At 44.3% G+C, this 15,822-nt stretch carries 8 protein-coding genes; 6 read left to right on the top strand and 2 right to left on the bottom strand.

Annotated features, from left to right (window positions below; all coding sequences use genetic code 11):
- Positions 1–307 precede the first annotated feature (307 nt).
- Positions 308–4,204, top strand: coding sequence for a discoidin domain-containing protein (locus tag CAG57_RS13930; protein ID WP_161427117.1), 3,897 nt, complete (start codon positions 308–310; stop codon positions 4,202–4,204).
- Positions 4,205–4,432: 228 nt separating this feature from the next.
- Positions 4,433–7,870 carry a hybrid sensor histidine kinase/response regulator gene (locus CAG57_RS13925; RefSeq protein WP_161427116.1) on the top strand — a complete coding sequence of 1,146 codons (3,438 nt, stop codon included), beginning with the start codon at positions 4,433–4,435 and terminating at the stop codon, positions 7,868–7,870.
- 38 nt (positions 7,871–7,908) lie between these two features.
- Here the strand turns inward: CAG57_RS13925 and gppA are convergent, their stop codons facing one another.
- Together gppA and rhlB are read right to left on the bottom strand one after the other, a co-directional pair.
- Positions 7,909–9,411, bottom strand: a complete 1,503-nt coding sequence (gppA, locus tag CAG57_RS13920; RefSeq protein WP_161427115.1) for a guanosine-5'-triphosphate,3'-diphosphate diphosphatase — start codon at positions 9,409–9,411, stop codon at positions 7,909–7,911.
- A gap of 7 nt (positions 9,412–9,418) precedes the next feature.
- A complete protein-coding gene (rhlB, locus tag CAG57_RS13915) occupies positions 9,419–10,717 on the bottom strand; it encodes an ATP-dependent RNA helicase RhlB (RefSeq protein ID WP_099610695.1) in 1,299 nt (432 codons plus the stop codon).
- A 112-nt stretch (positions 10,718–10,829) separates the two neighbouring features.
- Between rhlB and trxA the strand changes: the two genes are divergently transcribed.
- The 4 genes from trxA (at position 10,830) to fre (ending at position 15,570) form a co-directional block, all read left to right on the top strand.
- A complete protein-coding gene (gene trxA / locus CAG57_RS13910; RefSeq protein WP_099610694.1) occupies positions 10,830–11,156 on the top strand; it encodes a thioredoxin TrxA in 327 nt (108 codons plus the stop codon).
- Positions 11,157–11,345: 189 nt separating this feature from the next.
- Positions 11,346–12,605 (top strand): transcription termination factor Rho, encoded by a 1,260-nt coding sequence (gene rho / locus CAG57_RS13905; RefSeq protein ID WP_099610693.1) that lies wholly within the window; start codon positions 11,346–11,348, stop codon positions 12,603–12,605.
- A 171-nt stretch (positions 12,606–12,776) separates the two neighbouring features.
- Positions 12,777–14,627: a 4-hydroxy-3-polyprenylbenzoate decarboxylase gene (gene ubiD, locus CAG57_RS13900; RefSeq protein ID WP_161427114.1), complete on the top strand. Its 1,851-nt coding sequence runs from the start codon at positions 12,777–12,779 to the stop codon at positions 14,625–14,627.
- Positions 14,628–14,862: 235 nt separating this feature from the next.
- Entirely contained in the window at positions 14,863–15,570 is a 708-nt protein-coding gene (gene fre / locus CAG57_RS13895; RefSeq protein ID WP_161427113.1) for an NAD(P)H-flavin reductase, read from the top strand.
- Positions 15,571–15,822 lie beyond the last annotated feature (252 nt).

Below are 15,822 nucleotides of genomic sequence, written 5' to 3'. Positions count from 1 at the left end.
TTTTATAATAATTTTTTTTTGCTTTGTCTTCAGCTCAGGTCTCCCCCCTATGTTTGCCAAGACTGGATAAAGCGTTACATTGTTCGCAATGTTTACCACCTATTTTATAGGTGGTTTTTTTATTTTAAATAGAAATTAAATAATGAAAATTATATCTCATTTGCAATAAAACCTTTAAATTGGTTCAATTTTTTTCAATTCGTTTTCTTTTTGTTTTTGTTATGTTTTCATTTGTGACATCAAGTCTTTGATTTCTTTTTATTGGCTGTATTATTAAGGTTTAATCCATAATAAATAAGGTTTTACTATGAATAGAAATAAAACGAAGCCTTTGGCTTTTCGTCTGAAAGTGATACCCATATTATTAACAGCAGCAATATATTCATCGTGGTCGGTTAATGCCTTAGCCGAGCCACTTGGTCATCTTAATCTAGATAGCATCACGCAGGATGGACAATCTGTTTTTTTGCAGACCATTGATAATCAACATGTAAAAATTGATTTTATTAATAGTCACGTGTTTCGTTTACAAGCCAGTCATAATGATATTTTTACTGATGTCAAAACGGATGCAGTCAACGATCAGTGTGGTAATTTTAAATGTGATAGCAGTGATTTTAATGCAGAGGCGTTGCCTAACATTGTTATTAATGACCAACAAGGTGATGTCGCGATCAATGTTTCACAACAAGGCGAATACCATCTCATCACAACTGATGCTCTTGCGTTACGTGTTTACCATGCGCCGTTAACCTTTGCTTTATACAAATCCGATAATACAACCCTGCTGTGGAGAGAATTGCAGCCGATCGATCTAGGTGCTTCGGTGGATGGTTTTGACCAAAGTGAACTCAAGTTTTATAACAGCAGTGTGAAAACGGTACAAACGTTATCCAGCAGTGAGGATGAACATTTTTACGGTGGAGGGCAGCAAAACGGAGAGTTTGAATTTAATGGCAAAATTCTCAAAGCCTCCTATTCCGGTGGCTGGGAAGAATTTGATCGTCCAAGTCCTGCTCCTTTTTATCTCTCAGATAAAGGATATGGGGTATTACGCCATACTTGGCGCAACGGTGCACATGATTTCCGCAATATTGATCAAGCGGTATCTTCTTATAATGAAAACCGTTTTGATGCCTACTATTTTGTTGGGGAGACACCTCATGAGCTGGTTGATCACTATACAAAATTAACTGGACGTCCACATTTGATGGCTCGCTGGGCTTATTATTTGGGCGATGCGGATTGTTATCAAAATAAAAATGGTGCTTACCCTTCCGGTTGGCCTGATTCGCCAGGAAATACAAGAGATGTGGTGGATCAAGTCGCAATACCTTATAAAAACCACGACATGCCGGTGGGTTGGATTTTACCGAATGATGGTTATGGGTGTGGATATTCTGATCTAGCGGGTACGGTGAATGAGCTAGATCAGCTAGGAATCCAAACCGGGTTGTGGACACAAAAATCGCTCGATCAAATTCGTCAAGAAGTGAGTGATGGCGTAAAAGTGTATAAATTGGATGTTGCTTGGACAGGCCCTGGAAAGCTTTATTCATTGGCCGCTAATCATGATGCTCATGTAGGGTTGATGGAAAACTCAACAACGCGCGGCATGATTTGGACGGTCATGGGATGGGCAGGAACACAGCGCTATGGTGTCACTTGGACAGGCGATCAAGCGGCAAGTTGGGATTATATACGCTGGCATATTCCAACATTTATCGGTTCTGGATTATCGGGACAAGCTTATGCCTCTTCAGATGTTAATGGTATTTTTGGTTCGGGTGCCGAAACCTTTACTCGTGATCTCCAATTTAAAACGTTCACTCCGGTATTGATTTCTATGTCAGGTTGGGATCGTGGAGAGCGTAAGCATGCTTGGTGGCATGATGGTGATTTTAATGGCAAATCATATCGGGATATCAATCGGGATTATTTGATGTTGAAGTCTGCCCTTATGCCCTATATGTATCATTATGCTTATCAAGCCGATCAATCGGGAGCGCCCCTCGTTCGAGCCATGACTTGGGAGTTTCCTGATGATGCACGTTTGAAAAGTGAAGCGTTTAAATATCAATATATGTACGGTGAGTCTTTATTGGTTGCTCCGGTGTACGAGCCAATGGCAAAAAACAATGGTTGGTATAAACAACTCTATTTACCCGCAGGCGAATGGATAGACTTCTGGGATGGGACTCGTACCTCTGTTCCAGATGGGGGAAAAGTGTTGGAATACTATCCCGTTACGATTGATCGAATCCCTGTGTTAGTTCGAGCTGGTGCGATTATCCCGATGTATCAAGGCGCGCGTTCTGATGCACTACAAGATCAATCACATTTGATCATGCAGGTTTTCCCACACGGTGAAAGCCAATTTACTCTGTATGAAGATGATGGCGAAACTCGCGCTTACCGAGAGCAGAATGCTTACGCAGAAACACAGATTCGCGTGCAAGCTCCTCAGATAGGTACTGCGGGTGATATTACGATCACGATTGATCCGGCTGTTATACATCATCCTTATGATGGGCAAATTAATCAGCGAAGCTATCACCTTCAAGTGAGTTCATTGATTGCTCCGCAGTTAGTTAAACATAATCACCTCGTGTTGAATCAACAACAGACTCAAGAGGACTTTGCACAAGTGGCTGAAGGGTGGTTCTTTGACCCATCGGATAAAAATGGTGTAGTGCATATTAAACTTGCTAAACAGTCTGTACATGAGCAACAGCAAGTCACGCTTGATATTGATGAAGCGGCAATATGGCCAGAAACGCTACCGTATCCACAGCCTAACTACCATACGGAATTTGATAAAAGTTTGCTCAAGATTGTTAAACCAATGCCAGCTGAACCGGGAACACCTTTTGTGAATGCATTAGATGGTGATGTGGCGAGCTTATACCACTCACCATGGGAGCCGACAGAACCATCCGAACAAGCTCCGATGGATTTTATTGTTCAATTAGGTGGCACGTTTAACGTTTCCGGTTTTACCTATTTACCCGACGAATTGGCAGGTAATGGAACCATTACTCAATACCGTCTTTATCTATCGACGACGAATGGCAACTGGGGAGAGCCTATTGCTGAAGGAACTTGGCCACAAACAAAGGCGTTAAAAATAGCGGATTTTTCAGAAACTGAAGCGAGTTATTTACGATTTGAAGTGGTTGCAGCGTCAGGTGGCTTTGTTAGTGCAAGAGAGTTTGACATTATTGCAACGAAAAAGCGCACACCAACCCAAACGATTGAACTCACCGAAGAGCAACTCTCGATCGAAGGAGAGGTCAAAGTGGGCTCATCGGTCACGGGCAGTGAAATGCAGATGAATGGATTGAATTTTCAGTCCGGTATTGGTATGCAAGCACCAGCAAACGTCAGTTTTAGCCTGGATGGGACTTGGACGCGCTTAACCGCGGATGTCGGCATTGATGACAGCTGTAAAATTGAAGGCAACAAAGTTAAAGCGAGCGTTTACGCCGACGGTGTTAAAGTATGGGAATATGATCTAGAAGGCCCAGCGGTAGTGAAACCGGATTTGGATTTGTATAACATCAAACAGGTTATTTTACGTGCTGATGATATCGATCACGACGTGACGGGAGATTGTGTCAACTGGGCTAATTTAAAATTAACCGGCCCAGAAACAGCAACCTTTAATGAGTTTGATCGGACGGCGATTCGCTTTATTGAAAAACCTAAAGCGCAATCTGGTTCTGAAATCGAAAAAGCTTTCGATGGTGATTTGAATAGTATTTATCATTCACCATGGTTTCCTGAACACGATTCAGAAAAAGCGCCGCAACATTTTGTCATCGATCTGAACGCTGATTTTATGGTCAGTGGCTTTAGCTATGTTGCACGGCCTGGTGCGGGAAACGGCGCGATTGGTGATTATCGTCTCTCTTTGTCTGAAGATGGTCAGAACTTCACCGAAGTGTCGGTAGGTACTTTTGAGCAGCGTGATGGCGTGCAAAAATTACAATTTTCGCCACATCAAGCGAAATATCTGAAATTTGAGGCGTTATCGGGCGTAGGTGATTTTGTCTCAGCCGCTGAGTTTGATGTATTTGCTCAGAAAGTGAAGAGCAAGACCCCAATCGAACCGGAGTTGTCATCCAGTTCAGGTGGAAGTATGGGACTGTTCTATTTAGGAGGCATGTTCCTGGCTGGTTTAGTTCGCTACCGTAAACGTTAATTTTAATCGACATAATCGCTCGTTTATATTCATGTTATTGGATTTAGAGCGCAATCCTCCGTGATGCTTGGTTCGAAGTATTGCGGAGGATTCATTTTTTCGGTTATAACTTAAACTAAAGAAACGACATTTCTCATACTTTCTAAAGTGATGGTGGTCGACGCTTAAATCCTCCTAGTTGAGAAAATAGCCTCCTTATCAATCGGGGCGACTACCCAAGGATAAATAATGCAAGGATGGTTAGTTATTCCAGTTTCGCTGGTTTATTTAGGCGTACTGTTTTTAATCGCGTGGTATGGCGATAGGCAAGCTAAGTGGTTAGCTCAGTGGCGGCCTTGGATTTATAGTTTATCGATTGCTGTTTATTGCACCTCTTGGACATTCTATGGAACAGTCGGCCAAGCCAGTGAGAATCCTTGGTCTTTTCTCCCCATTTATCTCGCGCCAATATTGGTTTTCTTATTCGGTTGGCGAATGCTAGCTCGGTTGATCTTAATCGCTAAGCGAGAACACATTACCTCTATCGCCGATTTTATTGGCGCGCGGTATGGCAAATCGCAAGGGTTAGCAGTAGCCATTACCTTGATTGCGGTAGCAGGAATTTTACCTTATATCGCGTTGCAACTGCGTGGGATCACCATGGGGCTTAATGTGGTTGCCCCTGATTTATATGCAGAACTGGGCTATCAAGACAATCATGTCTCTTGGTTTGTGGTCTTGGCTTTGGCGCTGTTTACCATGCTATTTGGCACGCGACATATCGATAACACGGAGCATCACCGTGGCATGATGATGGCGATCGCCTTTGAGTCACTCGTTAAGCTATTCGCATTTTTAGTGGTAGGCGTGTTTATTGTTTTGCTTATTTTTGGCAAGCAAGACATTGATTTTCTAAGTCATGTGCAACAAACCTATCAAGCACCCAATTGGCCGACACTCCTAGTTCATACTGTTTTGACGATGCTAGCCATTATTTGTTTGCCTCGGCAATTTCATACCATGATTGTCGAAAATGAACGAGCCCAAGATCTGCACACCGCTCGCTGGTTGTTTCCACTTTATCTTTTATTAATGGGCGTGTTTGTTCTGCCAATTGCTTGGGTGGGACAAATTTTGTTACCGAATGGCTCTCCAGATACCTTAGTGTTGAGCATTCCCATGCAGGTTGGCGCAGAGCAGATCGCATTGTTGGCCTTTTTAGGGGGAACCTCTGCTGCCTCTGGTATGGTGATTGTTTCAACCATTGCTCTTGCCATTATGGTATCCAATGATTTGGTGATGCCGTTGTTACTGCGTCGTATGCGATTAACACATCGCAACCATCGCCATTTTTCGGGCTTGTTGGTGATTATTCGTCGTACCTTGATTTTGTTATTGTTGATGGGAGCATGGGGATTTTATCTTGCACTGGATAGTATTCCGTCTCTTTCCGCGATTGGCTTTCTCTCTTTTTCTGCAATTACCCAATTTGCCCCCGCCTTATTGGGAGGGATGTATTGGCGGGAAGGCAATCGTAAAGGCGTTTATGTTGGCTTAGCCGTTGGATTCATACTGTGGTTAATTACCTTGATGACCGCGACTCAGATGCTGGCCGGAGATGCTGACAGTAATATTTTACTTTGGGTGATCACACCCCCTCAATCTTTAATGGCGGCTGGTATGAGTCCTATTGATTGGGGAATGCTATTGAGTGTCAGTTTAAATGCGTTGTGCTATGTGGTGGTGTCGCTTTTTACCCATTCTAGCTTGAGTGAACGTTTGCAATCGGCCTCTTTTATTGGGACGCCGTTACCTGAAAATGAGAATATGAGTTTGTATCAAAGTCGGGTAACGGTGGCTGAATTAGAAATGTTAGCGTCCCGTTTTGTCGGGCGACCAAGGGTACGGAGTGCCTTCGGGCAATATTGGCATCAACAGCAAGAAACCTTGCTGCCAAATCAGCAAGCCTCTTCTGGATTAATTCGTCATACTGAGCGAGTGCTAGCAGGTGTTTTTGGAGCCTCATCGGCGAAGTTAGTACTCACCTCAGCCTTGCAAGGGCGGAAAATGCAGCTTGAAGAAGTGGCGACGATTGTCGATGAGGCCTCTGAACTGTATGACTTTAGCCGAGGATTACTGCAAGGTGCGATTGAGCATATCGGCCAAGGGATTGCGGTCGTTGATAAGCAGTTAAGGCTAGTGGCATGGAATCAGCGTTATCTAGAACTATTTGATTTTCCGGCAGGACTGATTCAGGTCGGGCGACCGATTGCCGATATTATTCGCCATAATGCCGAAAAAGGGCTATGTGGACCGGGTGATCCTGAAGAACATGTGCGTAAGCGAGTTTACTATTTAGAACAAGGTTCACGACATACCTCATCACGGATGCGTCCCGATGGTCGGGTGATTGAAGTACAAGGCAACCCAATGCCGGGAGGCGGGTTTGTCATGAGCTTTACCGATATTACGGTTTTTCGCAATGTGGAACGCAGTTTACAAGAAGCCAATGAGCATTTGGAAGAACGAGTGCTAGAGCGAACGCGTGAGCTAGAGAAACTCAACAAGCAGTTGGTATTAGCAACGCAACGCTCCGAACGAGAGTCTCAATCGAAATCTCGTTTTTTAGCCGCAGTCAGCCATGATCTCATGCAGCCCTTGAATGCTGCGCGTCTCTTTGCCTCGTCTTTATCTGAGGTGGCGAAGGAAGAAGAGTCGAAGCGGCTTGCTCATCATATTGAAAGTGCATTAAGTGCCGCTGAGGATTTGATTGGTGATTTATTGGATATTTCTCGTTTGGAATCGGGGAAATTAGATATTCAGCTGCAAAGTTTCGCTATTAAGGATGTTTTCACGAATTTAGATGCCGAATTTAGTGCGTTAGCGAAGCAACAAGCGATTGAATTTCATATGGTTCCCTCATCACTGTATGTGCGTTCAGATCCCAAGTTATTGCGTCGAGTTGTTCAGAACTTCTTAACTAATGCGTTTCGGTATAATCCCAAAGGACGAGTGGTACTCGGTGTGAGGCGCAGGCAAGGCAAGGTGCGCATTGATGTTTGGGATAACGGCATCGGGATTGAAGAAGATAAACAGCAAGAGATTTTTGAAGAGTTTAATCGAGGCGGACAAATTCGTTCCGATCAAGGGTTAGGGTTAGGATTGGCGATATCAAAAGGGATCGCCCAAGCATTGGGTCATGAAATTTCCATGCGCTCTTGGCCGGAGAAAGGAAGTGTTTTTTCCATCACCTTAGCGCGGGCGAGTGTAGCGGAGCAGATAATCCCTTCTTCGCTGGGGGGCAGCCCAGTTTCTGAGCTGAGTTATTTACGGGTTTTATGTGTGGATAATGAGGCCGATATTTTGATTGGGATGCGTGATCTGCTTGAGCGCTGGGGTTGTGAGGTAAAAACGTCTACCGATCTGTTATCTAGTTTAAAAACACTCGATGATCAATGGATTCCGGATGTCATTCTATCAGATTACCGACTCGACAACGGTCGAACAGGATTAGAAGTATTACAGCAATGCCGTTTACGACTAGGAGAGGGGTTTCTCGGTGTGATTATCAGTGCTGATCGTAATCCGGATATTCTGGAGGGAATAGAGTCTAACGGATTCAGTTTTATGGCCAAACCAGTTAAACCACTCAAATTAAGGGCTTTGCTTAATCAAGTAGGAGAATAAGCCCTTGGCATAGCAAGGGCTGGATGGGCGTTACTTGGTTACAATGGCGAGTGGGTTACAATGGCGAGTGGCCAGCCAATATCCGTTTGTCGGTTAGCTTCCAACTCCAGTTCTGCATGAGTGAGCGGATTATCACGTAACCATTGCCCATCGAGAGTTAGCGTCAACTTATCTTCATCGGCACATAAAGCGAATTTCGGCTCTAAGGCTGGATTGCGTCGATGGCTTAGCAAAATCGCAAGGCGCAACAAACGTAAGACACGTTTTGCACTGGTAGCAGACAACGCATGCTGTTCGGGCAGTGAAGAGAGAGTCTCTCGATAACGACGGGTTAGCTCTGCCAAATAGTGTTTTTGGGCACGAGTATAGCCTGGCAAGTCTAAATTTTTCAGTAGATAAGCACTGTGTTCGCCGCCTTTTTTGAAATCAATGGCCAGACCAATTTCATGTAACTGAGCAGCAGAGCGTAACAACATCTCGGCTTGAGGCTCTGGAATCCATTGTTCAGAACCACATTGCTGATAAAGCCGACTAGCCAGTGAAGCGACTTGATCAGCATAATGTTGATCGATTTGATAGCGGCTCTGTACACTGGCAATTGTGCGCGCGCGAATATCTTCTTGCCGGAGATCTTGCACCATTTCGTAGACCAGCCCCTCACGTAGTGCTCCACCCGCTAATGTCATTGCTTCAATGTCTAAGGATTCAAAAATCGCAATTAAAATAGACAAGCCACTGGGGAAAACTAAAGCCCTCTCAAGCGTTAAGCCTTCTATTTCAAGCTCTTCAAGATGATCCGCTAACATGGCCTGTTTTTGTAAACGTTGGAGTTTCGCTAACGTAATGACCTCATCCATGCCTTGAGCCAACATGATTTCTTGTAGCGCTTGCACGGTACCACTTGCCCCAACGCAGACATTCCAACCCAATTGGCGATAGACCTCTAAGATGGGAGTCATCATCTGCTTGGCCGCTTGAATGGCATGGTCAAAGTTTATCGCCGTCAGTTGACGATCTTTAAAATGACGCTCCAACCAAGTCACACAACCCATTTTCAGGCTGGTTAAGGCTTTTGCTTCAAACCCTTCACCGATAATCAGTTCTGTACTCGCTCCGCCAATATCAACCACCAAACGACGACCCACACCACCAGATGTGTGTGCGACGCCTTTGTATATGGTTGCCGCCTCTTCTTCACCAGAAATGACCTCGATGGGATGACCTAAAATGGCATTCGCCTTGACTAAGAACTGTTCTGCATTGGTTGCGGTACGTAACGTTGCAGTACCGACGATACGAATGTGCTGCGCCGGAATGTCTTGTAATCGTTCCGCAAACAAGCTCAGACAATCCCAGCCACGCTGCATGGCATCCTGACTGAGAACATTATGTTCATCCAAGCCTGCCGCTAAACGTACTTTACGTTTAATTTTGGCCATCGTTTGTACGCTGCCATCAATATGGCGTACAACCAGCATATGAAAGCTGTTTGATCCGAGATCGATAGCTGCATACAATGGTGAAGAAGTACTTTGACTCATCGGTTAGTTACGAATCCTTTTTTGGACGTGGTGCTCGTGGACGACGCTGAGGCTTTCGGTTTCCTGAACGTGAACCCGCAGTATTGGTACGACGCTGTTGTGACGAACGCAGTGTTAACGGCTTGGGTAAATCGGTCAACAGCGCGCTGGCATCATATTCAGATACAGGGATGCTATGCTCAATATACTCTTCAATCGCAGGTAAATTGACGGCGTACTCTTCACAAGCAAAACTGATCGAAGAACCACTTTCCCCCGCTCGACCAGTCCGGCCAATACGGTGGACATAATCTTCGCTATCGTCAGGTAAATCATAGTTAAAAACATGCGTGACTAAGGGAATATGCAAGCCACGAGCCGCGACATCGGTCGCCACTAAAATATCCAATTCACCTTGGGTAAATTGTTCTAAGATACGTTCACGTTTTTTCTGCGGTACATCACCAGTCAGTAGCCCTACACGATGTCCGTCAGCGGCTAAACTTCCCCAAACTTGTTCACAGCGATGCTTCGTATTAGCAAAAACAATCGCTTTATCTGGCCATTCTTCTTCAATAATGGTTTGTAAAAGTGCCATTTTATGTTCATTTGAAGGGTAGAACAGCTCTTCTTTAATGCGGTGACCGGTTTTTTGCGTCGCTTCCACGACCACATGTTCAGGGTTATGCATGTGTTCAAAGGCCAATTCTTGCACGCGATAAGATAATGTCGCAGAAAAGAGCATATTGAGGCGTTCTTTCGGTTCAGGCATGCGACGGAACAAGAAACGGATATCTTTAATAAAGCCTAAATCAAACATGCGATCGGCTTCGTCCAACACGACGGCTTGAATATGGTTAAGGTTGAACGCTTTTTGTTTATAGAAATCGATGATACGTCCAGTGGTACCGATTAATACATCGACGCCTTGCTGAATTTTAGTCAGTTGCTTATCGTAGCTTTCACCACCATAGGCTAGCGCGGTTTTTATACCCGTGGTGGCAATCAGTGATTCTGCATCATGATAAATCTGAATCGCTAATTCACGCGTCGGGGCCATGATGATTGCCCGAGGCTGGTTAGGTTTTCGTCCTTCCGCTTCAGGGGTTGTTAGTAAGTGATTAAAGGTCGCAGTAAGAAACGCAAGGGTTTTACCAGTGCCCGTTTGGGCCTGGCCTGCAATGTCTTGGCCGGTGAGCAGGACCGGCAACGCCAAGGCTTGGATCGGGGTGCAATATTCAAACCCTTTTTTATCCAATCCTTCAATGACTTGCGGGTGTAAACCGAAGTCGGCGAACTTTTGCTCTGTGATGTGTGTCTTTTTCATTGCTATAGAATATCAGCTTACACTTGCAATACGGAAGTAAATACATTCCAATAGAGCATCTAATTACTGGTTAGTATGCAACCAGTTCAGAAAAAACACATTGGAGTGGAAGATGAGTGATAAAATTTTGCAGCTTTCTGATGAAAGTTTTGAGAACGATGTGATCAAAGCTGCAGGCCCTGTTCTGGTTGATTTTTGGGCAGAATGGTGTGGTCCTTGCAAAATGATCGCCCCAATTCTGGATGAAATCGCAGACGAATATGAAGGCAAACTCACTATCGGTAAATTAAATATCGACCACAATGCCGGGACACCGCCGAAATTTGGTATCCGTGGAATTCCAACACTGCTGCTATTTAAAGATGGCAGTGTGGCGGCGACGAAAGTCGGTGCGTTATCAAAAACTCAGCTAAAAGAGTTTTTGGACGCGAACGTTTAGCGCAATGTATAAAACCGCACATGAGGTGCGGTTTTATTTTGCAAAAAACATTTTCTAGACTAGTCTGTTATTTAGTGCTAGTTTATCGCACGTTAATTAAACAAGTGTTCACTTCTTGGTCAATCCTGAGACCAAATCCATCTTAACTAGAAAATAGATCCTATTTTGACTAAACAAGTATCCACCACAATGAATCTAACAGAACTGAAGAACAGACCTGTGTCTGATCTTGTGAAACTTGGTGAGAGCCTAGGCCTTGAAAACCTCGCGCGTCTACGCAAGCAAGACATTATCTTCGCTATCTTAAAAGCTCATGCTAAAGGCGGCGAAGATATTTTTGGCGACGGTGTTTTGGAAATCCTTCAAGACGGCTTTGGTTTCTTACGCAGTGCAGACAGCTCATATTTAGCTGGCCCCGACGATATTTATGTATCACCGAGCCAAATTCGCCGTTTCAACTTGCGAACGGGTGACTCAATCGCTGGGAAAATTCGTCCACCTAAAGAAGGGGAACGTTACTTTGCACTGCTTAAAGTGAACACGGTTAACGACGACAAGCCTGATAACGCCCGCAACAAAATTCTTTTTGAAAACTTAACACCTTTGCATGCCAATGAGCGCATGATCATGGAACGTGGTAATGGTTCAACGGAAGATATTACTGCACGTGTTCTTGATCTTGCCGCCCCAATTGGTAAAGGGCAGCGTGGTTTGATCGTTGCGCCACCCAAAGCGGGTAAAACCATGTTGCTGCAAAACATCGCACAAAGTATCGCCAGCAATCATCCTGAGTGTGTTTTGATGGTATTACTGATTGATGAACGCCCAGAAGAAGTCACTGAAATGCAACGTTTAGTAAAAGGCGAAGTGGTTGCTTCCACCTTTGATGAACCTGCTTCACGTCACGTTCAAGTGGCCGATATGGTCATTGAAAAAGCTAAACGCTTGGTTGAACACAAAAAAGATGTTGTCATCTTGCTCGATTCGATTACTCGTTTAGCTCGGGCTTATAACACGGTGGTTCCTTCGTCTGGTAAAGTGTTGACCGGTGGTGTTGACGCCAACGCGTTGCATCGTCCTAAACGTTTCTTTGGGGCCGCGCGTAATGTTGAAGAGGGAGGCAGCTTAACCATTATTGCTACCGCTCTTGTTGATACGGGCTCAAAAATGGATGAAGTCATTTACGAAGAATTTAAAGGGACAGGTAACATGGAACTGCACCTTAATCGTAAAATTGCTGAAAAACGCGTTTTCCCTGCAATTGACTTTAACCGCTCAGGTACCCGCCGTGAAGAGCTATTAACTAAGCCTGATGAGTTACAAAAAATGTGGATTTTACGTAAGATCGTGCATCCAATGGGCGAAACTGATGCAATGGAATTCCTCATCGATAAGTTGGCAATGACCAAAACCAATGATGAATTTTTTGATGCCATGCGCCGACAATAACGCTTTATTAGATAAAAAAAAACACCACTCAAATCAGTGGTGTTTTTTTATTCAGTCACGTCAGTTTGGAGGCTGAATAAAAATTACCTTCTAATTCGATAGAAAAGAGCGCTGAACTAAAGTGCTTTTTTGTTATACTAAATTCTAGGTAACCAGCGACCAAGAAAGCTTATGAATTTTAAGGATTTACGTGATTTTATCGACTATCTGGAACAGCATGGTCAGTTAAAACGTATTACCCATCCGGTTGACCCTCACTATGAAATGACCGAGATCAGTGATAGAACCTTACGTTTGAAAGGCCCTGCGCTGCTGTTCGAAAATCCTATTGGCTACGATATGCCCGTTTTAACCAATTTATTTGGCACACCTGAACGCGTTGCGATGGGGATGGGGCGAGAAAGCGTCCAAGATTTGCGTGAAGTGGGTAAATTGCTCGCTTATCTTAAAGAACCGGAACCTCCGCGAGGGTTTAAGGATGCGATAGATAAACTACCGGTTTTTCGGCAAGTGCTTAATATGCCTGTTAAGCGATTACGTAAAGCGCCTTGCCAACAAATCATTTGGCAGGGAGATAAGGTTGATTTAGATAAAATCCCAGTCATGAGTTGTTGGCCAAATGATGTCGCCCCTTTGTTAACCTGGGGGTTAACCATTACTCGTGGCCCGAACAAGAAACGGCAAAATTTAGGAATTTATCGTCAACAGAAGATCGCCAAGAATAAGGTTATTATGCGCTGGTTAGCTCATCGTGGCGGTGCACTTGATCTGCGGGACTGGATGGAAACTCACCCTGGTGAACCGTTCCCAATTTCGGTGGCTTTTGGTGCTGATCCGGCAACCATTCTTGGTGCAGTTACCCCCGTGCCAGACACCTTGTCTGAATATGCCTTTGCTGGTTTATTACGTGGTAGTAAAACTGAGGTGGTTAAATCCGTCAGTAACGATTTAGACGTTCCCGCGAGTGCTGAAATTGTTCTCGAAGGTTATATTGACCCGAATGAGTTCGCTGATGAAGGCCCCTATGGCGATCATACTGGTTATTACAATGAAGTTGAGCGTCATCATGTCTTTACGGTGACTCATGTCACCATGCGTCAACAAGCGATTTATCATAGTACCTATACCGGACGGCCACCGGATGAACCAGCGGTGCTCGGTGTTGCGTTAAATGAAGTCTTTGTACCTATTTTGCAAAAACAGTTCCCTGAAATTGTTGACTTCTATTTGCCACCGGAAGGGTGCTCTTATCGCATGGCGGTAGTGACGATGAAAAAACAATATCCAGGTCATGCTAAGCGAGTGATGATGGGGGTCTGGTCATTTCTTCGTCAGTTTATGTACACCAAATTTGTGATTGTCTGTGATCACACCGTGGATGCGCGCGATTGGTCGTCAGTTATTCAAGCTATGGCTCAGTATATGCAGCCAGTACGAGATAGTTTGATGATTGAAAACACCCCTATTGATTCATTGGATTTTGCTTCACCTGTGGTTGGTCTAGGTTCAAAAATGGGCTTAGACGCGACTGAGAAATGGCCGGTCGAGTCGGCGAGTAACCTTAATAATACTCGACCGGTGACGCCGATCACTGAGGCTGATTTGCTGAAATTGAAGCAGCAACATAGCCAATTGCGCGAGATCTATTTACCACCAAGCGCCGACAATCAGTTCGTTTTACTCTCAATGGATAAAACCCAAGCCGGGCAATCAAAATTAATGCTTGAACAGGTATGGCAATATTTATCATATTTTACCGTTGTGAAATTTTTGGTGATTTGTGATGGAGACGTTAATGTGCATGATTGGAATGATGTCATTTGGGCGATAACCACTCGCATGGATCCAGCTCGTGATACGTTCAAACTGGATAATCAGGGTCGTGGCATATCGCCTCTTGCTTTAGATGCAACGAACAAATATCCAGGAGAAGTGGTTCGTGAATGGGGGACACCAATTAAGAAAGATCCTCAGCTAGTAGCTAAGATTGATCAACTTTGGCCACAATTAGCGATCAAATAATGCGCTGTTGACCTAGGCGCGTGTATAGAGACGGGTTAGATCACTTTTAAGTTAACGATGGGGTGCTCAGTGGCTGGGTAACCGATATCGTCATTATTTTAATTTGCCACATAATATAGAGAATACCAGTCAGTGATGAATTCGCTCACTATGTACTGGTTAGTTTTTAGGCTATAGATAACTTGTTTTGTGGTCGTCAGCCTGAGCAAAACAAGTAAAAAGGAAGCTCAACACTATGCAATGTAAAGTTAAGTCTATTTCTCCTCTAGCGAGCCATACTTATCGCATTTTACTGCAGCCCGCGCAGCGATTAGATTTTAAAGCGGGACAATATGTTATGGTGATAATGGGAGAAAAGGACAAACGGGCATTTTCAATTGCTAATAGCCCTTGTCAACTGGAAGGAAACATCGAGCTGCATATTGGTGCTGCTGAGCATAATCTTTATGCGCAGCAAGTTGTCCAGCAGATGGAAACCGCATTGGCTGAGGGCAGTGATATCACTATTGATGCGCCTCATGGGGATGCCTGGGTAAGAGAAGATAGCCAGCGACCACTACTATTAATCGCAGGCGGTACTGGGTTTAGTTACGTGCGTTCGATCTTAGATCATTGCTTAGCGACCCAACAAACGACGCCGATTCATCTTTACTGGGGAGCTAAGGATGAAAGCCAGCTTTATGCGCTGGAAGAATTGCAAGAGTTAGCCAGTCAATATTCCAATATGGATTTTATTCCCACAGTGGAAACGCCATCATCTGCATGGTCTGGCAAAGTTGGCAATGTATTACAGGCGGTGATGGCGGATTTTGAATCTTTAGCTGACTTTGATATCTATATCGCTGGCCGTTTTGATATGGCAGGAGCAGCAAGAGACCAATTTACTCAGCATAAACATGCGGTTAACGAGCGTATGTTTGCGGATGCTTATGCATTTATTTAAATTATAGTTCATAAAGTAATCAGAAAATGCCGTTTTGGTTGCTTTTTAGGCTGGTTGAGGTGTTTTTCCATTTTTTATTTAAAAAGCACTTGCCAAGCTAACCAAACTCCCTATAATGCCGCCTCACTGACACGGCAGACGCCGCAAGGCTTCAGGCAGTGTTAGTTGAGGGAAAACTTCTAAAAAAGAAAATTTGAAAAAGTGTTTGACTCTTCAAATTAACTCGTTAGAATTCACCTCCGCTTTGAAGCT

It is taken from the genome of Vibrio sp. V30_P3S12P165, assembly GCF_009904905.1.
GTDB lineage: Bacteria > Pseudomonadota > Gammaproteobacteria > Enterobacterales > Vibrionaceae > Vibrio > Vibrio fujianensis.
This window is presented reverse-complemented; position numbering and strand designations above follow the sequence as displayed.